18 protein-coding genes are annotated in these 22,177 nt (G+C 60.2%); 7 read left to right on the forward strand and 11 right to left on the reverse strand.

The features are described 5' to 3' along the window. Positions 1-22: 22 nt before the first annotated feature. Both treC and treP read right to left on the reverse strand, forming a co-directional pair. On the reverse strand, positions 23-1,669 hold the full coding sequence (gene treC / locus MOQ67_RS25950; protein ID WP_448675704.1) for an alpha,alpha-phosphotrehalase: 1,647 nt from the start codon (positions 1,667-1,669) through the stop codon (positions 23-25). A gap of 76 nt (positions 1,670-1,745) precedes the next feature. Then, positions 1,746-3,188, reverse strand: coding sequence for a PTS system trehalose-specific EIIBC component (gene treP / locus MOQ67_RS25955; RefSeq protein ID WP_253398687.1), 1,443 nt, complete (start codon positions 3,186-3,188; stop codon positions 1,746-1,748). Positions 3,189-3,426: 238 nt separating this feature from the next. On the opposite strand from treP, the gene treR reads away from it, so the two are divergent. From treR to MOQ67_RS25970, 3 genes are all read left to right on the forward strand, one after another. After that, positions 3,427-4,131 (forward strand): trehalose operon repressor, encoded by a 705-nt coding sequence (gene treR / locus MOQ67_RS25960; RefSeq protein ID WP_253398689.1) that lies wholly within the window; start codon positions 3,427-3,429, stop codon positions 4,129-4,131. A gap of 282 nt (positions 4,132-4,413) precedes the next feature. After that, complete coding sequence (locus tag MOQ67_RS25965; protein WP_253398691.1) at positions 4,414-5,445, forward strand: hypothetical protein; 1,032 nt, start codon at positions 4,414-4,416, stop codon at positions 5,443-5,445. Beyond that, entirely contained in the window at positions 5,424-6,203 is a 780-nt protein-coding gene (locus tag MOQ67_RS25970; protein ID WP_448675705.1) for a hypothetical protein, read from the forward strand. The genes MOQ67_RS25965 and MOQ67_RS25970 overlap by 22 nt, the downstream gene beginning before the upstream one ends. Before the next feature lie 149 nt (positions 6,204-6,352). Here the strand turns inward: MOQ67_RS25970 and guaA are convergent, their stop codons facing one another. The 4 genes from guaA to MOQ67_RS25990 form a co-directional block, all read right to left on the reverse strand. Continuing rightward, entirely contained in the window at positions 6,353-7,930 is a 1,578-nt protein-coding gene (gene guaA / locus MOQ67_RS25975; protein ID WP_321848913.1) for a glutamine-hydrolyzing GMP synthase, read from the reverse strand. 82 nt (positions 7,931-8,012) lie between these two features. Further along, the gene (guaB, locus tag MOQ67_RS25980) at positions 8,013-9,482 is read right to left on the reverse strand and encodes an IMP dehydrogenase (protein WP_247402674.1); all 1,470 of its coding nucleotides are present in this window, start codon (positions 9,480-9,482) and stop codon (positions 8,013-8,015) included. Between the two features lie 240 nt (positions 9,483-9,722). After that, a complete protein-coding gene (locus MOQ67_RS25985) occupies positions 9,723-10,271 on the reverse strand; it encodes a sugar ABC transporter ATPase (protein WP_448675706.1) in 549 nt (182 codons plus the stop codon). Between the two features lie 136 nt (positions 10,272-10,407). Next, positions 10,408-11,175: a sulfite exporter TauE/SafE family protein gene (locus MOQ67_RS25990; RefSeq protein WP_448675707.1), complete on the reverse strand. Its 768-nt coding sequence runs from the start codon at positions 11,173-11,175 to the stop codon at positions 10,408-10,410. A gap of 99 nt (positions 11,176-11,274) precedes the next feature. Here MOQ67_RS25990 and MOQ67_RS25995 point away from each other — a divergent pair, with 99 nt between their 5' ends. The 4 genes from MOQ67_RS25995 (at position 11,275) to leuA (ending at position 16,403) form a co-directional block, all read left to right on the forward strand. Further along, positions 11,275-12,165, forward strand: a complete 891-nt coding sequence (locus MOQ67_RS25995) for a LysR family transcriptional regulator (RefSeq protein WP_448675708.1) — start codon at positions 11,275-11,277, stop codon at positions 12,163-12,165. A gap of 30 nt (positions 12,166-12,195) precedes the next feature. After that, the gene (gene xseA / locus MOQ67_RS26000) at positions 12,196-13,575 is read left to right on the forward strand and encodes an exodeoxyribonuclease VII large subunit (RefSeq protein ID WP_448675709.1); all 1,380 of its coding nucleotides are present in this window, start codon (positions 12,196-12,198) and stop codon (positions 13,573-13,575) included. 3 nt (positions 13,576-13,578) lie between these two features. Beyond that, entirely contained in the window at positions 13,579-14,400 is an 822-nt protein-coding gene (locus tag MOQ67_RS26005; protein WP_321848915.1) for a peptidoglycan DD-metalloendopeptidase family protein, read from the forward strand. A 323-nt stretch (positions 14,401-14,723) separates the two neighbouring features. Beyond that, positions 14,724-16,403, forward strand: coding sequence for a 2-isopropylmalate synthase (leuA, locus tag MOQ67_RS26010; RefSeq protein WP_253398707.1), 1,680 nt, complete (start codon positions 14,724-14,726; stop codon positions 16,401-16,403). 180 nt (positions 16,404-16,583) lie between these two features. On the opposite strand, the gene MOQ67_RS26015 is transcribed toward leuA, so the two are convergent. The 5 genes from MOQ67_RS26015 to MOQ67_RS26035 form a co-directional block, all read right to left on the reverse strand. Continuing rightward, a complete protein-coding gene (locus MOQ67_RS26015; protein ID WP_448675710.1) occupies positions 16,584-17,375 on the reverse strand; it encodes an amidohydrolase in 792 nt (263 codons plus the stop codon). Further along, positions 17,363-18,511, reverse strand: a complete 1,149-nt coding sequence (locus MOQ67_RS26020; RefSeq protein ID WP_253398716.1) for a pyridoxal phosphate-dependent aminotransferase — start codon at positions 18,509-18,511, stop codon at positions 17,363-17,365. Before MOQ67_RS26020 ends, MOQ67_RS26015 begins: the two co-directional genes overlap by 13 nt. A gap of 114 nt (positions 18,512-18,625) precedes the next feature. Continuing rightward, positions 18,626-20,095 carry a ribosome biogenesis GTPase Der gene (gene der / locus MOQ67_RS26025; RefSeq protein WP_321848917.1) on the reverse strand — a complete coding sequence of 490 codons (1,470 nt, stop codon included), beginning with the start codon at positions 20,093-20,095 and terminating at the stop codon, positions 18,626-18,628. 259 nt (positions 20,096-20,354) lie between these two features. Beyond that, entirely contained in the window at positions 20,355-21,506 is a 1,152-nt protein-coding gene (gene bamB / locus MOQ67_RS26030; RefSeq protein ID WP_017846172.1) for an outer membrane protein assembly factor BamB, read from the reverse strand. Then, positions 21,499-22,140 carry a YfgM family protein gene (locus MOQ67_RS26035; protein WP_253398718.1) on the reverse strand — a complete coding sequence of 214 codons (642 nt, stop codon included), beginning with the start codon at positions 22,138-22,140 and terminating at the stop codon, positions 21,499-21,501. The genes bamB and MOQ67_RS26035 overlap by 8 nt, the downstream gene beginning before the upstream one ends. Positions 22,141-22,177: the final 37 nt, after the last annotated feature.

A 22,177-nucleotide genomic window follows, 5' to 3' on the forward strand; every position in this document is an offset into this window, starting at 1 on the left:
CGTTGCTACAACGCTCCAGGCGTCAGTCCTTGAGATGCAGCACAAAGGATTCGTAAGGCCGTAACGCCAGCGTGCCCGCGCTTGCCTGGCAATCGGGGTAGTTGCTGATCAGCAGGCGCTGCCGCGTCGTTGCGTTGAGGACGTTGTCGGGCAGCTGGATTTCGCAGGGGTTGCCGTAGAAGTTGTTCAGCACCAGCAGGCGCTCGCCATGGCCTTCGCGCAGGTAGGCCCAGACCTGGAGATGGTCCTGCAACAATTCGCGATAAACGCCGTCTTGAATCAGCGGCTCCTGGCGACGCAAGGCGATCAGGCTGCGGTAGTGATGCAGCACCGAATCCGGGTCATCCCGTTGGCTGTCGACGTTGATCTGCGCCGCATTGGCCGGGATCCCAATCCACGGTTCAGCGCTACTGAAACCGGCATGCTTGCAGGCATTCCACTGCATTGGCGTGCGCCCGTTGTCCCGCGACTTCTGCATGATCGCCGCCATGCTCGACGCCTCGGACTCACCGGCATCGCGCTTGAGGCGGTAAATGTTGAGGGTTTCGACATCGCGGTACTGTTCGATCTTGTCGAAGCCCGGATTGGTCATACCCAACTCTTCGCCCTGATACACATACGGCGTGCCCTGCAGGAAGTGCAGCGCCGTGGCGAGCATCTTGGCCGAGACCACACGATGCTCACCGTCATCCCCAAAGCGCGAGACCACCCGTGGCTGGTCGTGGTTACACCAGAACAGCGCGTTCCAACCGCCGCCGGCCTGCATGCCCAGTTGCCAGTCGGAAAAGATCTGCTTGAGCTGCAGGAAATCGAAGTCGGCCTTCACCCACTTCTGCAGGTTCGGGTAGTCGACTTTCAGGTGGTGGAAGTTGAAGGTCATCGACAGCTCTTTCGACTCCGGCCGCGAGTAGCGGATGCAGTGTTCCAGGCTGGTGGACGACATCTCGCCGACGTTGATCAGGGCATGGCCTGCGAAGACTTCGCGGTGCATTTCCTGCAGGTATTCGTGCACGTTCGGACCGTCGGTGTAGAAACGGCGGCCGTCGCTGGCGTCTTCGGGGAAGTCGGCGGGCTTGGAGATCAGGTTGATCACGTCCAGGCGGAAACCGCCCACGCCTTTGTCACGCCAGAAGCGCATCAGCTTGAACACCTCGGCGCGCACCTTGGGGTTGTCCCAATTCAGGTCGGCCTGGGTGTGGTCGAACAGGTGCAGGAAGTACTGCCCGGTTTGCGCTTCGTATTCCCAGGCCGAGCCGCCGAACTTGGACTCCCAGTTGTTCGGCTGGTCGCGCCAGATATAGAAGTCGCGGTACGGGTTGTCGAGGCTGCTGCGCGCCTGCTGGAACCACTCGTGCTCGATGGAGGTGTGGTTGACTACGATGTCGAGCATCAGCTTGATGCCACGCTTGGCCGCTTCGCTGATCAGCAGGTCGCAATCGGCCATGGTCCCGTAGCTCGGGTCGATGGCGTAGTAGTCGCTGATGTCGTAGCCGTTGTCGCGCTGCGGCGAGCGCAGGAACGGGGTGATCCATAGGCAGTCGACGCCCAGCCATTGCAGGTAGTCGAGTTTGTCCACGATACCCAGCAGGTCACCGGTGGCGTTACCCGCGTGGCTGTAAAAGCTTTTGGGGTAGATCTGGTAGATCACCGAGTGTTGCCAATTTTGCATGGGGGTCCCTTCAGTAAAATTTTGTACCCGCCGCTCGGGCCTCATCGGGAGCGGGCTTGCTCGCGAAGGCGGTAATTCAGGCAACGCGATACCCAGGCCGGACGATCTTCATGCTCAACGCACAGGTCAAAACAAACGGCACGACCATCGCGATGACCATCCCGATCACAAACATCGGGATCGCATGCGGCACGATCGAGATAAACCCAGGCAAGCCACCGACCCCGATGGCCGAGGCCTGCACCTTGTTCAGCGAGAGGAAAATGCTGCCCAGTGCCGAGCCCAGCAACGCGGCATAAAACGGAAACTTGAAGCGCAGGTTCACGCCGAACATCGCCGGTTCAGTGATGCCGAAATACGCGGAGACGGCGGAAGTCGAGGCCATGCTTTTGTCCCGCGCATTGCGGGCCATGTAGAACACCGCCAGCGCGGCGCTGCCCTGGGCCAGGTTGGACATGACGATCATCGGCCAGATAAACGTGCCGCCCTGGGTGGAGATCAGTTGCAGGTCCACCGCCAGGAACATGTGGTGCATGCCGGTGATCACCAGCGGTGCATACAGCAGGCCGAAAATCGCCCCACCGAGCATCGGCGCCAGGTCAAACAGGGTGACCACGCCTTCGGTGATCAGGATGCCGAGGTGACGGGTCACCGGGCCGATGATCGCCAGCGCGAGCACGCCGGTGACGACGATGGTGGTGATCGGCACGACCAGCAGTTGAATGGCATTCGGCACCCGCGCACGCAGCCATTTCTCGATGACGCTCATCACATAGGCCGCCATCAGGATCGGCAGGATCTGCCCCTGGTAGCCGACTTTCTCGATCTTGAACCAGCCGAAAATGTCGAAGTACGGCAGGCTCTGGCCATCGAGACCGGCCACCGCCTTGCCATAGTTCCAGGCGTTGAGCAGGTCTGGATGGACCAGCATCAGGCCGAGCACGATGCCGAGGATTTCACTGCCGCCAAAACGCTTGGCTGCCGACCAGCCCACCAGCGCTGGCAGGAACACGAACGAGGTGTTCGCCATCAGGTTGATCAGGCTCCACAGGCCATCCAGGTTCGGGTAGGCCTCCAGCAGCGTCTTGCCTTCGATGAACATGCCCTTGGCGCCCATCAGGTTGTTCACGCCCATCAACAGGCCAGCGATGATCAGCGCGGGCAGGATCGGCATGAACACATCGGAGAACACCCGCACCAGGCGCTGCATGGCGTTGGTCTTGTCGGCGCCCTTCTTCTTGACGTCGGCGATGGTGGCGGCGGCGAGGCCGGTTTGCTCGCGCAGGGCGGCGTAGACCTTTTCCACTTCGCCGGGGCCGATCACCACCTGGAACAGACCGCCGGTAAAGAACGAACCCTTGACCAGGTCGACCTGGTTCAACGCGCTGCCGTTGACCAGGCTCGGGTCCTTGAGCGCCAGGCGTAGGCGGGTCACGCAATGGGCAGCTTGCTCAAGGTTGTCGCGGCCCCCGAGGTTCTCGAGAATCTCGCGGGCGATGTTCGAATAGTCGTGGCTCATGCTTGGTTTCCACTTTGATTTTTTTATTTGGGGGGCAGTCATTGGCAGCACGCCGAAGGCAAAAGTACTCGTACAGACGAGTTAAAGCAACAACTCGTCTGTACGAGTTACATGTTGTTTATTTTTTGTAGGCCTGGCCGCCCCGCAAGCCACAGATATCCACGGGCCCAATGGACAAACCCCAGCCGTGCCACTAAGGTTCCTGCCTTGAACGCAAACGCGGCACAGAGCCATCCCCATGAGCAAATACAACCAGATCTATACCGATCTGCTTGCCAACATCACCACTGAACGCCTGCAACGTGGCACCCGTCTTCCCTCTGAAACCGAACTGATGGATGCCTACCAGGCCAGTCGTGGCACCGTGCGACGGGCCATCGAGCAGTTGCAGGAACGTGGATTTGCGCAAAAAATCCACGGCAAGGGCACGTTTGTGTTGTCGCCCAACCCCATCGAGTTCCAACTGGGCGGCATCGTCAGCTTCCACGAAACCCACGCCGACCTGGGCGATGACGTACGCACCGACGTCGTCGAATTCACCCAGTTCCCGCTGGAAGGTTCGCTGCTGCTGCACATCGAGGCCGAACCCGGCAGCCTGATCACCCGCATCAAACGGGTGCGGCGCATCGGCGGCAAACGGGTGATCCTCGACATCAACCACTTCGTCGCCGACCTGATCCCCGGCCTGGACCGCGACATCGCCGAGCAATCGATCTACGCCTTCATCGAGCAGACGTTGCAGCTGCACATCAGCTACGCCCAACGCACCATCGAAGCCCTGCCCCGCGGCAAAGACGACCAGACGCACCTCGACCTCGAGGGTCAAAGCCATGTGATCGTGGTGAGCAACCAGACGTTTTTGCAGGACGGGCGGCAGTTCGAGTACACCGAGTCGCGGCATACGTTGGATAAGTTTTACTTTTCGGATATCGCGCGGCGGTGAGGCCGAGCGAAGATCAAATGTGGCAGCGGGCTTGAACTTGCGATGGCGGTGGTTCAGTTAGTACATGAGCTGAACGATCGACCGCTTGACACTTGCGCCTGACGGCCGGTGAAAAACGCTCCATGGCGGTAACGCAAACCCTCTATCAGACGCGGGTCCAGAACGAAAAAACCGGCAGGTGTGGGTCTGGGCCGGTAACTCGCCCACAACGTTAACCACTTTTTTGACTTGTTAACCTCCGTGGTTTACAGTGAAAAAAAGTGATTAACAAGGCGCCGCGAAATGCCGGTTTTGCTGGATGACATTAAAGATTATCTCGAATCCACAGTCGGCTTGGAGGCGCACCTTCAAGCAGCCTCAGGCCTGAAAGTTCCCTTTCACATCAAGGATGCCTACAAGCTCGTCTATCTGGCCCTTATGGTAGGGCCGAAGGCGAAACAGAAACTAGCGATGCTCCTACTGCTTCCAGTGGAAAATAAGTACCCGGGCGCCGTAACGCTAGGGAAGCACATCGCCCAGGTACAAAAAGCCACGGACAAGGTGGTTGTGTACGTATGCCAGTCACTGTCGGTACCGGAGCGGCGTAGCCTGATCGCCAACAACATCAACTTCATCCAGCCCGGCTATCAGATGTTCATCCCAGAGTTGGCGATGGACCTGCGCGAGAGCGTTCGGACACGCCGAAACGAGGAAGACGTGTCCACCCTTCTTCCCGCAGCACAAGCGATGGTCTTGGCTCGCCTGTATGAGGGATGGGACAGCGACACGATCTTCAACTCCAACGGCATCATGAACGGTTTCAAATACAGCCGCGTCACACTTGCCAAAGTGATCGATCAGATGCTGAAACTTGGCATCGTCCATCCTGCACAAAGTCAGGGATTCAAAAATTGCTATTCGTTCGGGGCACCTCCGGCCGAGGTCTTCAAAAATGTTCGTCGTTTTATGCGCTCTCCCGTTAAACGGAAGGTTGCGATCGACCGAGTGCTTCATACAGGCAACGGCGTATTTCTTGCCGGCGAGACCGCTCTGGCCAAATGCACGATGCTGGCTGGCCCCGTCCAACCGATTTTTGGCATGACCAAAAAGCAGTTCGACACCCTGGTCGAGGAGCAGGCATTCAAGGTCACCGACTCGGTTGATGAGATTCGGGCATGGGTGGAAATATGGGCTTATCGAAGCCTAAAGGAAGGAAAAAACATCGCCGACGAAGCGTCATTGCTTCTGAGCTTGGAAAACATCCCGGACGAACGTGTCCAGCTGGCTTTAGACGAACTTAAGGAGGCAGTGGCTTGGCTAAAATCAGAGGACTAGACGTATTCGGGCAACACTTCAGCGATTTTCGTGATCAGTATGTGCTGATTGGCGGTGTTGCCTCCTGGCTCACGATGGATGAAGCAGGCCAATCGTTCCGCGCAACCAAAGATCTTGACATCGTGCTGGTTATTGAAGCGCTCAACGCCGATTTTGCTGGGGCGTTCTGGGCCTTTATACGTGCCGGACGTTACGCCATCCGGCAGGTTGGTGGGATTGACGGTCAGCGGCCTGTTTTCTACCGGTTCCAGAACCCTGAGGATGAGGCCTTCCCCGTCCAGATCGAATTGTTCTCGCGCGCACCCGAGGGTATCGAGCTCCCGGCGGACGCGACGCTGACCCCTATTCCCACAGACGAATCGGTATCAAGCCTGTCCGCAATCTTGCTCGATGCCCCCTACTACCACTTCCTCCTTGAGGGTCGGCAGAGCAATGAGGTACTGACCTTCATCGGCGCCGACCGGCTGATCCCACTCAAGGCGCATGCATGGCTCGATTTGTCAGCGCGAAAGGAGGCAGGCGAGCAGGTCGACAGCAAGAACATCAAGAAACATCGAAATGACGTTCTGAATCTGAGCGGCCAATTGACCGATGACCCCATCGCGCTACCAGAAAGCATTCAGACCGACATGAGAGCGTTTCTGGCGCTCCTGGCATTGGAAAAGATCGATCTCAAGGCCATCGGATTGAAAGGGACCCTGGGGGACTATATCGAGCGCCTGACATTGAGTTTCGGCTTACAACAGCCAATCCAATAGGAACACACTCTGAAAACCACCGGTTCCGCTTGCTAGCGGGATGCACAAAGCTGCCAGAATTTGCCACACCCAAAAAGCCAAAAGCCCGCAATTAAGCGGGCTCCAGGGCATTTTTTGCTAGATCGTGCCCGGCAATGCCGGACGCGGGATCATTCCCACTCAATCGTCGCCGGCGGCTTGCTCGACACGTCATACGTCACGCGCGAAATACCTTCGATTTCATTGATGATACGGCCGCTGACAGTTTCCAGCAGTTCGTAGGGCAGGTGTGCCCAACGGGCGGTCATGAAGTCGATGGTTTCCACCGCACGCAGGGCCACGACCCACGCGTAACGACGACCGTCGCCGACCACGCCTACCGATTTCACCGGCTGGAACACCACGAACGCCTGGCTGACTTTGTGATACCAGTCGGCCTTGCGCAGTTCTTCGATGAAGATGTGGTCGGCGCGACGCAGCAGGTCGGCGTATTCCTTCTTCACTTCACCGAGGATCCGCACGCCCAGGCCCGGGCCTGGGAATGGGTGACGGTAGACCATGTCGTAGGGCAGGCCCAGTTCCAGGCCCAGACGGCGGACTTCGTCCTTGAACAGTTCGCGCAGTGGTTCGACCAGCTTGAGGTTCATTTCCTCGGGCAGGCCACCTACGTTGTGGTGGGACTTGATCACGTGAGCCTTGCCGCTCTTGGCGCCGGCCGACTCGATCACGTCGGGGTAGATGGTGCCCTGGGCGAGGTACTTGATGTTGTCCAGCTTGTTGGACTGGGCATCGAATACGTCGATGAAAGTGCGGCCGATGATCTTGCGCTTCTTCTCCGGGTCGGACTCGCCGGCCAGATTGTTGAGGAACTGCTCCTCGGCGTTGGCGCGGATCACCTTGACGCCCATGTTCTCGGCGAACATGGCCATCACTTGCTCGCCTTCGTGCAGGCGCAGCAAGCCGTTGTCGACGAATACGCAGGTCAGCTGATCACCGATCGCCTTGTGCAGCAGCGCGGCAACCACGGAGGAATCAACGCCGCCGGACAGGCCGAGCAGGACGTTGTCGGTGCCAACCTGGGCACGCACGTTGGCGATGGCGTCTTCAGCGATTTTCGACGGGGTCCACAGGGCTTCACACTCGCAGATATCGAGGATGAAGCGCGACAGGATGCGCCCGCCTTGCTTGGTGTGAGTCACTTCCGGGTGGAACTGCACGCCGTAGTAACCACGCTCGTCGTTGAACATACCGGCGATCGGGCAGCTCGGGGTGCTGGCCAGGATGTGGAAGTCTTCCGGCATCTTGGTGACCTTGTCACCGTGGCTCATCCACACATCGAGGCCGAACAGGCCGTCGGCGTCGATGTGGTCTTCGATGCCGTCCAACAGGCGGCTCTTGCCGACCACGTCGACACGCGCATAACCGAATTCACGCAGCTCGGAACCTTCAACCTTGCCGCCCAACTGCTCGGCCATGGTCTGCATGCCATAGCAGATACCGAACACGGGCACGCCCAGGTCGAATACGGCTTGCGGGCAGCGCGGGCTGTTGGCTTCGTGTACAGACTCGGGGCCGCCGGCAAGGATGACGCCTTTCGGTGCGAATTCGCGGATCGCTGCGTCGTCCATGTCGAACGGATGCAGTTCGCAGTACACGCCGATTTCACGCACGCGACGGGCGATCAGTTGGGTGTACTGGGAACCGAAATCGAGGATCAGGATACGGTGGGCGTGAATGTCGAGGGCCATGAGATCAGTCTCGTCTAATGAATCAGAAACAACTCGGGGCTGAATAAGACAGCCCCGGTTACTTAACTTTATGCTGGAAGCCTCAACCTACGCGGTAGTTCGGCGCTTCCTTGGTGATCTGCACGTCATGGACGTGGGATTCGGCCATACCGGCGCCGGTGATCCGCACGAACTCTGGCTTGGTGCGCATTTCTTCGATGTCGGCGCTACCGGTGTAGCCCATCGAGGAACGCAGGCCGCCCATCAGTTGATGGATGATCGCGCTCAGGGTGCCTTTGTACGGCACACGGCCTTCGATACCTTCCGGAACGAGTTTCTCGGCGCCTGCCGAGGAGTCCTGGAAGTAACGGTCGGAAGAGCCTTGCGCCTGGGACATGGCGCCCAGCGAACCCATGCCGCGGTAAGCTTTGTACGAACGGCCCTGAAACAGTTCGATCTCGCCCGGGGCTTCTTCAGTACCGGCGAACATCGAGCCCATCATCACGCAGGAAGCACCGGCGACGATGGCTTTGGACAGGTCACCGGAGAAACGGATACCGCCGTCGGCAATCAACGGAACGCCCGTGCCTTCGAGGGCCTCGGCGACGTTGGCGATGGCGCTGATTTGTGGCACGCCCACACCCGCGACGATACGCGTGGTGCAGATCGAGCCAGGGCCGATACCGACCTTGACCGCATCCGCGCCCGCGTCGGCCAGGGCCTTGGCGGCAGCGCCGGTAGCGATGTTGCCGCCGATCACCTGGACTTCAGGGAAATTCTGTTTGACCCAACGAACGCGGTCGATCACGCCCTTGGAGTGACCGTGAGCGGTGTCTACCACCACCACGTCCACGCCGGCAGCGACCAGGGCCGCCACGCGATCACCGGTGTCTTTACCGGTACCGACTGCCGCGCCGACGCGCAGACGACCTTGGTCATCCTTGCTGGCCAGCGGGTAAGCCTTGGCTTTTTCGATATCGTTGACGGTCATCATGCCCTTGAGGGCAAATTTGTCGTCGACGATCAGCACGCGCTCGATGCGGTGCTTGTGCAACAGTTCGCGCACGTCGTTCTTGTCCGCGCCTTCCTTGACCGTGACCAGACGCTCTTTAGGCGTCATCACTTCGCGGACGGTGACTTCAAGACGGTTCTCGAAACGCACGTCACGGGAGGTGACGATGCCGACCAGGTCGCCATTGTGCAGCACCGGAACGCCGGAGATATTGTGCAGGCGGGTCAGTTCGAACAGTTCACGCACGGTGGCGTCAGCTTCGATGGTGATCGGGTCCTTGACCACACCGGCTTCGTAACGCTTGACCTTGCGCACTTCGGCAGCTTGCTGCTCGATGGTCATGTTCTTGTGGATGATGCCAATGCCGCCTTCCTGAGCCATGGCGATGGCCAGACGGGCTTCAGTGACGGTATCCATGGCAGCGGAAACCAGGGGAATATTCAGCTCGATGCCACGGGTTAGGCGGGTCTTGAGACTGACTTCGTTAGGAAGCACCTCGGAATAACCGGGCACTAAGAGAATGTCGTCGAATGTCAGAGCTTCTTGGCTGATACGCAGCATCGCGGGGGCTCCCGAGCGGGAAAATGGAAGCGCGCCATTATACTCAGACACCCCTCAGGTCTCAACGTAAAACTCTGACAAACTTGGTAATACTGATAGATGGAGAAAAGATGCTGCTTTTCTGTAGGAGCGAGCTTGCTCGCGAAGAACACCAAGACACCGCGTTTAACCAGACTACCCGGATTATCGTTGACGATTTTCGCGAGCAAGCTCGCTCCTACAGAGGGTTGAGCTTGCAGCCTACAACTCGACTTTGACCCAACTGATCTTCTGGTCCAACCAATCGGCAAATTCGTCGATAAAGCTCTGCTTGAAACCCGCCTCCGCCCAGTTGTTGAAGATGAATCCGAGGTTGGAAAACCCGCATTCCTGCAGGAACAGAAAGCCGTTGATGTCATCCTCATGCCCACACAGCGGGCAGGTGAAGTTGTCGGTGTGGCCGGGCATCCAGTCTTCCAGGCTGTCGAACAGCGCCTCGCCGATTTCCTTGAGGCATTCCGGGCAGCCGGCTTCTTCGAGAAAGCCCTTGGCCGGCGTATAGATGCAACGTTTGTAGATGATTTCCAGACCATTGACCGGTTCGTTGAATGGCAGCGCATCCGGGTGCAGTACCACGGCGCGGGCGCCATCCGCCAGGGCGTAGGCCATGCGGTTGCCGGTGCGCCCGCACGTGGTCAGCTCTTCCTTGATGATGTTCTTGCGCACCAGCCAACGCACGACCGCCCGGGCGCGGGGTTCGTGGACGGGCAAGGTGGAGATTTTCGGGACAAGGATGCTTTGGGAATTCATGGGAGCCCTGCGGTATGACGTCTGGCGCCGTCGCGGGCAAGCCCGGCTCCCACCTTGCAATGCGATCGACTGTGGGAGCGGGCTTGCTCGCGAAGAAGCCCTGAAGGCAGGCAGCTTAATCCCTGCCCGACACAGGTCAAGTACTCAGGTACCGCCCAATCAAGGCAATGCCGCTGGCCAGCACCAGCCACGTGACCAATCGCACAAACGCCTCACGGGACATGCGCAACGTCAGCCGCCGCCCACACCACAACCCCAGGGCCATCGCCGGCAACAGGCAAACCGCCAGCAGCAACAGCGGCATGTCGGCATACACCCCGGCGATCAGGAACAGGCTGAGGCGCACCACGGTGCTGCAACTGATCAACGCACTTTGCGTGGCGCGCGCCGCGTCCTTGGGCAAACGACTGCTCAGGTAGATCGCATATAAAAAGCCACCACTGCCGAACAACGCACCAAACAAGCCGCCGACGGTGCCCATGGGAATCGCCCAGCCCGCCGCCAGTTGCGCCGGCCGGGCCTTCACCGCCAAGGTGTAAATCGCGTAGGCGCTGATAAACAGCCCCATCAACAACAGCAACAGATCCGAATGCAGGTTGAGCAAAAACACCACGCCCAGGGTGCAACCGATCACCATGCACGGCAGCAGTCGCAACAGCTCCGGCTTGTTCACATCCCGTCGCGATTGCAGCAGGTTGCCGAAGGCCGCGATGAAATCCAGCAACACCAGCAGCGGGATGATCTTCGACAGCGGCATGAACATAAGCAGGATCGGCCCCGCCACCAGCGCCGTACCGAACCCGGCGATGCCAAACACGATATAGGCCACGGCAACGCCCAGGCCGATCACCAGCCAATCTGTACCGCCAAACGACCACTGACTCATCAGCTCAACCGGGCTCATGGGTAATTCCTTGAAAGAGATGTCCATCACTTTAGCCATCGGTGAGAGTTGCGACTAATATCTTCAAAGCCCTCTACCCATCTCGAAAAGGCATGACGCGTGATTTCCACCCGCCAACTGCGCTACTTCGTCGAAATCGCCGACAGCGGCAGCTTCAGCGCCGCCGCCGAGCGCCTGTTTGTCGCGCAATCGGCCCTGAGCCGGCAGATCAAAGAACTGGAAAACCAACTGCACACGCCATTATTCGAACGCACCGCGCGCCAGCCTCGGCTGACCGCCGCCGGTGAAGCCTTCTACCCGCGGGCGCGCAACCTGCTCAGCGAACTGCACAAGGCCAGCGAGATGGCGACACAAGTGGGTAACGGCCAAGTCGGCACCCTGCGCCTGAGCCATTCGAGCACCGTGCCGATGAGCGGCCCGTTGTTGCGCGGCATCAGCACCTGGCTGGAGCGCTGCCCCGGCGTGTCGATGGATATCGCCAAGCTGTCCTCCGAAGCCCAACTGGAAGAAATCGCCGACGGTCGCCTGGACGTCGGTCTGCTGCGCCTGCCGGTACTGCGCCAGCGCGAAGGCGTGCGTGTAGTGCCTTTATACAGTGAGCAGTTACTGCTGGCGGTGCCGCCGAACCACCCGTTAGCGCGCAGCCAGGCGCCGGTCGAATGGGCGCAGCTCAGGGACGAAGCGTTTATCTCGGTCCCCCATCCCCAACGCGGCGGGCTGAGCTATCTGTCGGCCGAGTTGTGCATGCGTGCCGGATTTTTCCCCAAGGCTGCACGGGTCATGTCGCGCAAGACCACGCAGTTGCAGTTGATCCAGGCCGGCTTCGGTATTGCCTTGTTACCAAAATCGATGCAGGACATCGCCCCGGCCGCCGTGCATTTTTTACCCCTGGCCGACCCGGACTGCCTGAGCACCGTGGCCCTGGCCTGCCCGCACGCACCGGGCGCGTTGGTGGAGCAATTCTGTCAAACCTTGCGCGAATGCCTATAAACTGCCGCCCATGACTAAAGATCTCTTTCCATGATTAAAGACCCGTTCGCCCGCCTGGGCCTGGACCGCGAGGTCCTGACTGTCAGCCAACTCAACGGCCGTGCGCGGGTGTTGCTGGAAGACGTGTTCACCAATATCTGGGTCGAAGGCGAGATCTCCAACCTCGCCCGCCCGGCTTCCGGCCATGTGTACTTCACCCTCAAGGACAGCGGCGCCCAAGTGCGTTGCGCGCTGTTCCGGCAGAACGCCGCACGGGTGCGCCAGGCCTTGAAAGATGGCCTGGCGGTGAAGGTGCGCGGTAAGGTCTCGCTGTTCGAGGGCCGTGGCGACTACCAACTGATCCTCGATACCGTCGAGCCCGCCGGCGATGGTGCGCTGCGCCTGGCCTTCGATGCGCTGAAGGAAAAGCTCAGCGCCGAAGGCCTGTTCAGCGCCGAACGCAAGGTGGCACTGCCGGCCCATCCGCAGCGCATCGGCATTATCAGCTCGCCGACGGGCGCGGTGATCCGCGACATCATCAGCGTGTTCCGTCGCCGTGCGCCGCAGGTGCAACTCACCCTGATCCCCACGGCCGTACAAGGCCGCGAAGCGGTGGCGCAGATTGTGCGCGCGCTGAAGCTGGCCGACGCGCGAGGCTTTGACGCGTTGATCCTGGCCCGTGGCGGCGGCTCGCTGGAAGACCTCTGGTGCTTCAACGAAGAAGCCGTGGCCCGCGCGGTGGACGCTTGCGTGACGCCGATCGTCAGCGCCGTCGGCCATGAAACCGATGTGTCGATCAGCGACTTTGTCGCCGACGTGCGCGCGCCTACGCCGTCTGCCGCTGCAGAACTGCTGGCCCCGGACGCCAGCAGCCTGGTGCGCCAGGTCGACAGCCTGCACCGCCGCCTGGTGATGCTGATGCGCAACCGGCTGACCCACGACCGCCTGCGCCTCGAAGGCATGGCCCGCCGCCTGCGTCATCCCGGCGAACGTCTGCGCCAGCAGGCCCAGCGCCTGGATGACCTGGACATGCGCCTGCGCCGCGCGTTCGAACGCAGCCTCAATACCCGCCGCGAACGCTTGATCCGCCTGGAAACCCGACTCGCCGGCCAACACCCCGGCCGCCAACTGGCCCTGCTGCGCCAACGCCTGGACAGCCTCGCCGAGCGCCTACCCCGCGCCATGCGCGAGGGCCTCAAGGCGCGCCGCCTGCTACTGCAAAGCCAGGTGCAGACGCTGCAAGTGGTCAGCCCGCTGGCGACCCTCGGCCGTGGCTACAGCATCCTGCTCGACGAACGCGGCCAGGCGATTCGCAATGCCGCGCAGACCCACACCGGCCAGCGCCTGACCGCGCGCCTCGGCGAAGGCCAATTGCAAGTGCGGGTGGAAGACAACCACCTGACACCCGTCACCCTTTCGTTATTGGATTGATCGATGCTACGTTTTTTTAGCCTGTTGATGCTGCTGTGCCTGACCGTCAACGCCCACGCCGACAGCTACATCTCCCGGACCTTGAACAAGCCGGTGCCGGGCGGTGTTGCCGTCGTCGACCTGGGCTCCTCGGCCGCCGCACCAAAAGCCACCTACCAGGGCAAGCCGGTTCTGGTGGTGAAGGAGCAGGCCAACTGGCTGGCGATTGTCGGCATTCCGCTGACGGTCAAACCGGGCAATGAACGCATCAGCAGCGGCGGGCGCAACCTGCCGTTTATCGTCGGTTACAAGCAGTACCCGGAACAGCGCATCACCCTGAAAAACAAAAGCCAGGTCAACCCCGCCCCGGCGCAGCTCAAACGCATCGAGGCGGAGCTGGCGGTGCAGATCAAGGCTTACCGCAGTTTCAGCCCTAACCTGCCAAGCAACCTGGTGCTGGACAAACCGGTCAACGGCCCGCTGTCGAGCAAGTTCGGCGTGCGTCGTTTTTTCAACGGCGAAGAACGCAACCCGCATTCAGGCCTGGATTTCGCCGTCCCCGCCGGCACGCCGATCAAGACCCCGGCGGCGGGCAAGGTGATCCTGGTCGGCAACTACTTCTTCAACGGCAACACGGTGTTCGTTGACCACGGCCAGGGCTTTATCAGCATGTTCTGCCATATGTCGAAGATCGATGTCAGCGTGGGCCAGCCACTGGCACGCGGCGCAGTGGTGGGCAAGGTCGGCGCGACGGGCCGCGCAACCGGGCCGCATATGCACTGGAATGTCAGCCTGAACGATGCACGGGTAGATCCGGCGATCTTTATCGGCGCGTTCCAACCTTGAATGGCCCGATTGCGCGGCCAACAAAGGCTGCGCAATTAAAGCAAGCACATGCTCAATCTCCAACCATAAAATCTCGTTTCCTACGCCAATAGAAGAACTTCTCTCAATTTTTACGGACTACTTGCCATCTTTCACCTCTGGGGTTAGGGTTGAGCTTATGAAAACTTCTCACACCCTCATTCTGCTCCGTCAGCACCGCAGCCTGTGCCTTGTCAGCGCACGACTGCCAGGCTGAATCGATCTGCCTCGTCTCCCGCTTTATCCCCAATAACAGTTCCACGGCAGGCCGCCTTTTTTCGGCCCCTACTACAAAGGATTTCCCGATGAGCATGCTCAAAGACCCGTCTTCGAAGTACCGCGCGTTTCCGACCATCAATATCCCGGACCGCACCTGGCCGTCGAAAACCATCACCAGCGCGCCGATCTGGTGCAGCTCCGACCTGCGTGATGGCAACCAGTCGCTGATCGAACCCATGGATGCAGTCAAAAAGCTGCGCTTCTGGAAGACCCTGGTCGCCGTCGGCGTGAAGGAAATCGAAGCCTCGTTCCCGGCCGCTTCGCAAACCGACTTCGACTTCGTGCGCACCCTGATCGAAGGCAACCACATCCCCGAGGACACCACCATCCAGGTGCTGACCCAGGGCCGTGAAGACTTGATCGAGCGCACCTTCGAATCCCTGCGCGGCGCGAAAAAAGCCATCGTCCACCTGTACAACGCCACCTCGCCGTCCTTCCGCCGCATCGTGTTCAACCAGGACAAGGACGGGGTCAAGGCCATCGCGGTCAACGCAGCCAAGCTGTTCGTCAAATACGCCGCCCAGCAGCCGGACACCCAGTGGACGTTCGAATACTCCCCAGAGACCTTCAGCGCCACTGAGTTGGAGTTCGCCAAGGAAGTGTGTGACGCAGTGATTGAGGTGTGGAACCCGACGCCCGAGCACAAGATGATCCTCAACCTGCCGGCCACCGTTGAATGCGCCACGCCGAACATCTATGCCGACCAGATCGAGTGGTTCGGTCGTCATATCAACCGTCGTGACAGCGTGATCATCAGCCTGCACACCCACAACGACCGTGGCACCGGCGTAGCCGCCACCGAGCTGGGCCTGATGGCAGGCGCCGACCGTGTCGAAGGCTGCCTGTTCGGCAACGGCGAGCGTACCGGTAACGTCGACCTGGTCACCGTGGCGTTGAACCTCTACACCCAGGGCGTGAACCCTGAGCTGGACTTCTCCGACATCGACGGCGTGCGTAAAGTGGTCGAGGAGTGCAACCAGATCCAGGTGCATCCGCGCCACCCGTATGTCGGCGATCTGGTACACACCGCATTCTCCGGCTCCCACCAGGACGCGATTCGCAAGGGCTTCGCCCAGCAAAAAACCGACGCCCTGTGGGAAGTGCCGTACTTGCCGATCGACCCGGCCGACATCGGCCGCAGCTACGAGGCCGTGATTCGGGTGAACAGCCAGTCGGGCAAAGGCGGCATCGCCTACCTGCTGGAGCAGGAATACGGCATCAGCTTGCCGCGTCGCATGCAGATCGAGTTCAGCCAAGTGGTACAGGCCGAAACCGACCGTGTGGGCCTGGAGATGAGCGCTTCGCAGATTCACGCGCTGTTGCAGCGTGAATACCTGCAAGCCAACACGCCGTATGCGCTGGTCAGCCATCGCCTGCAGGAAGAAAACGGCAACAGCACGGTGGAAGTGGAAGTCTCGGGCAAAGGCCAAGGCGAAACCAACCTGCGCTGGCACGGCAAGGGCAACGGTGCGCTGGAAGCCCTGGTCGCCGGCCTGCCGATTGGCGTGGAGATCATGGACTACAACGAACACGCGATCGGTTCCGGCACCAACGCCAAGGCCGCGGCCTACATCGAGCTACGAGTGAACGGCGAGCGTCCGGTGCATGGCGTGGGCATTGATGAAAACATCACCACGGCCAGCTTCAAGGCGGTGTTCAGCGCCCTGAACCGCTCGCTGAGCCAGGTGGAAGCGAAAGCGGCGTAAGCCTCGCTGTAATGCTGAAGGCCCCTGGGTGAGAACCCAGGGGCCTTTTTGTTGGGCTTTGGATGTGTGTTGTGTGTCGGGGCCTCATCGCGGGCAAGCCCACTCCCACATTTGGACCGCGTTCTTCCTGTAGGAGCACGGTCAAAATGTGGGAGTGGGCTTGCCCGCGATAGCGGTCTGTCAGACAAATTGAAAGTTATCAGCATCCAGATTCGCCGGAAATTTGCTGCGATACGCCGCCAGTTCAGCCGCGTCCAGGCACACCTGGAACACCCCATCCGCCTCCCCCGCACTCAGCAGGTTCTCACCCTGGAAATCCAGCACCTGGCTATCTCCGGTATAGACAAAGCCCTTGCCGTCCGTGCCCACCCGATTCACCGCCGCCACATAACACAGGTTCTCGATCGCACGCGCCGGCAGCAACCGGTTCCAATGCTGGCGTCGCGCCCCTGGCCAGCTGGCGGTGTACAGCAGCAGATCGGTGTCCTGGGCATCACGACTCCACACCGGAAAGCGCAGGTCGTAGCAAATCAATGGGCGAATACGCCAGCCCTTTATCTCGAACTGCACCTGGCGCTCGCCGGGCGTGTAGTGATTGTGCTCGCCGGCCATGCGGAACAGATGGCGCTTGTCGTAATGCAGCACCTCGCCATCCGGCCGCGCCCATAACAGGCGGTTGCGATGGCTACCGTCGGCGGCCTGGATAATCACACTGCCGGTGATCACCGCGTTGTACTTCGCCGCCTGGGCCTGGAGCCAGCGATGGGTTGGGCCATTTTCCGGTTCGGCCAGGGTGGCCGAGTCCATGGAAAAACCGGTGGTGAACATCTCCGGCAGGATGATCAGATCAGCGCCCCGGGCCTGCTCCAGCAACAATTCGAAGTGATCGAGGTTGGCCTGGCGGTCGTGCCAGGCCAGGCTGGTCTGGACCAGGGCGATGTTCAGGTCGGGCAGTGTATTCAGATCACGCATAGTTTTTCGGCTGCTTGTTGCAGCGTCTCCTCGCGTTTGGCAAAGCACAGGCGCACCAAGCGCTGGCCTTGGGGTGGGTGCTGGTAGAACACCGAAACCGGGATTGTTGCCACCCCGTGCTCGCGGGTCATCCACAAGGACATGGCGACGTCATCCAGGTCCGGGCGAATCGCTGAGTAATCCACCAGTTGGAAGTAAGTACCGGTGACCCGATTAAAGCTGAAACGCGACGGCGTCAACAGGTCGCAGAACAGGTCGCGCTTGGCCTGGTAAAAGGCCGGCAATTCTTCGACGTGTTCCGGGTGCTCAGCCATGAAATCGGCCAACGCGTACTGCAACGGGGTCACGCCGCAGAAGTTGACATATTGATGCACCTTACGCAATTCGGCGGTCAGGGCCGGGGGCGCGACCACGTAGCCGGTTTTCCAGCCGGTGACGTGGTAGGTCTTGCCGAAGGAGCTGACCACGAACGCACGTTGATACAGCTCTTCGTGGGCCAGCACGCTGACGTGAGGCACACCATCAAACACCAGGTGTTCGTAGACCTCGTCGCTGACCAGGTAGATATCGCGATCGCGGATCAAGGCCGCCAACAGGTCCAGCTCGGCGCGGCTGATCAGTGCGCCGGTGGGGTTATGCGGCGTGTTCAGGATGATCATGCGCGTGCGCGCAGATAACGCAGCCTGAATCTTTTCAAAGTCGAGGGTGAAGTTTTTCAGGTTCAGTTGCACATGCACGCAACGACCGCCGGCCAACTCGACCGAGGGCTCATAGCTGTCGTAGCACGGGTCGAATACGATGACTTCGTCGCCGCTGCGAATCACCGCCTGAATCGCGCAGAAGATTGCCGCAGTGGCGCCTGGGGTGATGGTCACTTCGCTGTCGGGGCTGACCGTGGCGCCATAGCTGCGAGCGATCTTGGCCGCCACTTGCTGGCGCAGGGCTGGCAGGCCGGTCATCGGTGCGTATTGGTTATGGCCGCTGGCGACATGCTTGCCCACGGCATCGAGCAAACCCTGTGGGCCATTAAAATCGGGGAAACCCTGGGACAGGTTAAGCGCGCCGGTCTCGGCAGCGAGTTGCGACATGGTGGTGAAAATGGTCGTGCCGACATTTGGCAGCTTGCTGTTGATCATCGGAGGCCCCTGCAGGTGAGCCCCAAGTTTTAAGCTGCCAATTGCATCGGGTCAAGGCGCAAACCACCGCGCACAAAAAAGGGCTCGTAAAGAGCCCTTTTTGCGAAGTCGGAATCAGCGCTTGTCGCGGCGCTTCTTGTCGGCCTTCTTGTGGTGAGTCATCAAACGACGCTTCTTGTTCACCTGACGGTCAGTCAGTGTGTTCTTGTTGCCTTCGTATGGGTTCTCGCCACCCTTGAACTCGATACGGATCGGCGTACCGACCAGCTTCAAGACACGGCGGTAGGTGTTTTCCAGGTAACGCACGTAGGACTTGGGCACCTTCTCGATCTGATTACCGTGGATCACGATAATCGGCGGGTTGGCACCACCCAAGTGGGCGTAACGCAGTTTGATCCGGCGGTTGTTGACCATCGGTGGGGCGTGTTCGCCTACCGCGTCTTCCAGGATCTGGGTCAGACGGTTGGTCGGCCAGCGGGTCACTGCGGACTTGAACGAGTTCTGTACGGACGCGTAGAGGTTGCCCACGCCGGTGCCGTGCAGTGCCGAGATAAAGTGGATATCGGCAAACTCGACGAAGAACAGGCGACGCTGCAGTTCGATCTTGACGAAATCGCGCTCGCTCGGCGTCATGCCGTCCCACTTGTTGATCGCGATCACCAGGGCCCGACCGGCTTCCAGGGCGAAGCCCAGCAGGTTGAGGTCGTGGTCCACCACGCCTTCGCGGGCGTCCATCACGAAGATCACCACGTTGGCGTCTTTGATCGCCTGCAGGGTTTTCACCACGGAGAACTTTTCAACTTCCTCGTGGATCTTGCCGCGCTTGCGCACACCGGCAGTGTCGATCAGCGTGTACTTTTCGTCGTTACGCTCGAACGGGATGTAGATACTGTCGCGGGTGGTGCCGGGCTGGTCGTACACGATGACACGGTCTTCACCGAGCATGCGGTTGACCAGGGTCGACTTGCCGACGTTGGGGCGGCCGATGATGGCGATCTTGATACCATCTTTTTCGCTCGGGCCAGGAATGCGCTTGGCTTCCTCACCTTCGGCGACGACCTCTTCTTCGCCCTCTTCTTCTTCGGCGTCATCCCTAGGGAAGTCGCGCAGGGCGATCTCCAACATCTGGGTGATGCCACGACCGTGGGCACCGGCGATCGGGATCGCGTCGCCCAGACCCATCGGGCTGAATTCGGCACGGGCCATTTCAGGATCGATGTTGTCGATCTTGTTGGCCACCACATAGGAACGCTTGTTGCGCTTGCGCAGGTGCTCGCCGATCATCTGGTCGGCAGCGGTGTAGCCCGCGCGGGCGTCCACCAGGAACAACACGACATCGGCTTCTTCAATGGCCAGCAGCGACTGCTCGGCCATCTTTTCGTCCATGCCATGCTCATCACCGGAGATACCACCGGTGTCGACAATAATGTAGGAGCGCCCTTGCCACTTTGCCTCACCGTATTGGCGATCACGGGTCAAACCGGACAAGTCGCCGACAATGGCGTCGCGAGTCCTGGTCAGGCGGTTGAACAAGGTGGACTTGCCGACGTTAGGTCGGCCCACCAGGGCGATTACGGGAACCATGCGGCTCTCCACTTCGTTATTTCAGAAAATACAAAAGCCGCTGCAAGGCAGCGGCTGGTGCTCGGGGCGGCATTTGAAATGCCACATACCCTGCCCGACACTGGTTCCTGTAGGAGCGAGCTTGCTCGCGAAAAACCTGAGGACGCCGCGTTTATCCAGAAACCCGCGTGAGCGTTGACGTCCTTCGCGAGCAAGCTCGCTCCTACATTAAGCAATGAAGCAGGGCCGCCTGGGGGTAACCCCAAGCATAGTCAAACCTTTACTTGATGGTCAGGGCTTCCAGCTTGCCGCTGTTGCCAAACACATAAAGCATGTTACCCACGACCAGCGGACGCGCACGCAGGCCGTCACTGTCGATGCGCTCGCGACCCACAAAGCGACCGTCAACCTGACTCAGCAGGTGCAGGTAACCTTCGAAGTCGCCTACCGCTACGTAGCTGGAGAACACTTCCGGTGCCGACAGTTGACGGCGGGCCAGAGAGTCGTTGCTCCACAGCGCAGTGGTGGAACGTTCGTCGACACTTTCAACGGTGCCAGACGACAGACTTACATAGACGCTGCCAAACCCTTGGGCGACACCGGCGTAGCTGGAAGCATCACGCTGCCAGTTGACGCGGCCGCTTTGCAGGTCCAGTGCCGCGACACGGCCCTGGTAGGTAGCGACGTAGAGGGTTTCGCCGGACAGCAGCAAGCCACCGTCGATGTCGACGACGCGATCCAGTTCCGAACGACCTTGCGGGATGGCCACACGCGTTTCCCAGATCGGCACGCCGTTCTGGGTATTCAGGGCGACCACTTTACCGGTCGACAGGCCTGCAACGGCCAGATTATTGGTCACAACCGGACCACTGGTACCGCGCAGGGTCAGCACCGCAGGGGTGCTGTCGTACAGCCAGCGCTGCGCGCCGGTGCTGGCGTCGAGGCCGATCACACGGTCGTCCTGGGTTTGCACCACGACGATGTCGCCGTTGGTGGCAGGCGGTGCGAGGACTTCACTGGTCACGCGAGCGCGCCATTTCTCTTCACCGGTGCTGGAGTCCAGCGCCACGACTTCGCCTTTGAGCGTGCCGAGCATGACCATGCCGTAACCCACGCCGACGGCGCCGGATACAGGCAGTTCGAGGTCTTTCTTCCACTTCACGTCGCCGTTCATGCGATCCATGGAGATCACCACGCCGGTCACGTCAGCGGCCACAATGTTGTCACCGTCGATTGCCGGTACCAACATGTTGTAGGTTTCGCCCTGACCGTCACCGATGGAGCGGCTCCATTGCTTTTGCAGGACCACTTCTTCCTTGAAGCTGGTCAGCTCGGCCGGAGGCAGTTCTTTTTTACTGTTGCTGCTGCAACCCGCGGCCAGAACGGCCAGAGCCAGCAATGCTGCATGTTTCCAACGGATCACGTCACGCATCCCCTTTGGCCAAGTCGTCGAGCTTGATTTGTAAGCCACCGACCGCTGCTTCATCAGACAGCGCCGCCTTGGCTTTTTGGTACGCAGCATTGGCTTCGTCGGTACGACCCAATTGGACCAACAGGTCGCCCTTGAGCTCTTCGCGAGTGGCTACAAATGCCTTGTCAGCATCGCCGTCGAGCAGTTTGAGTGCTTCGTCGGCCTTGTTCTGTGCCGCCAATACCTGAGCCAGGCGCTGACGTGCGATTTCACCCAGGGTCGGGTTGGTCGGCTTGTCGGCGATGGCCTTCAGTTCGGTGACTGCATCATCCAGCTTGCCGGTGTCGACCGCGACTTTCGCGACGAACAGGCTGCCATATTGGGCGTAGGTGCTACCGCCAAATTCGCTCTTGAGCTTACCAGCCAGGTCTGCCACTTGCGCAGGATCGGGCTTGCCGCTCGGCGTCAGCGTGGTTTCCAGCAATTGCTGATAGAGGATCGAGGCGCCTTGGGACTGGTTGGCCTGATACTTGTGCCAGGCTTGCCAGCCGAACACTACCACTAAAGCCAGCAGGCCACCGGTAACCAGGGGCTTGCCATTACGCTGCCACCAGTCCTTGAACTCGGCCAACTGCTCATCTTCAGTACTCGACACCCCAACACTCCTTAATCGCTAAATTCGGCTGTTCGAC

The sequence above is a fragment of the Pseudomonas sp. LY-1 genome, from assembly GCF_053502595.1.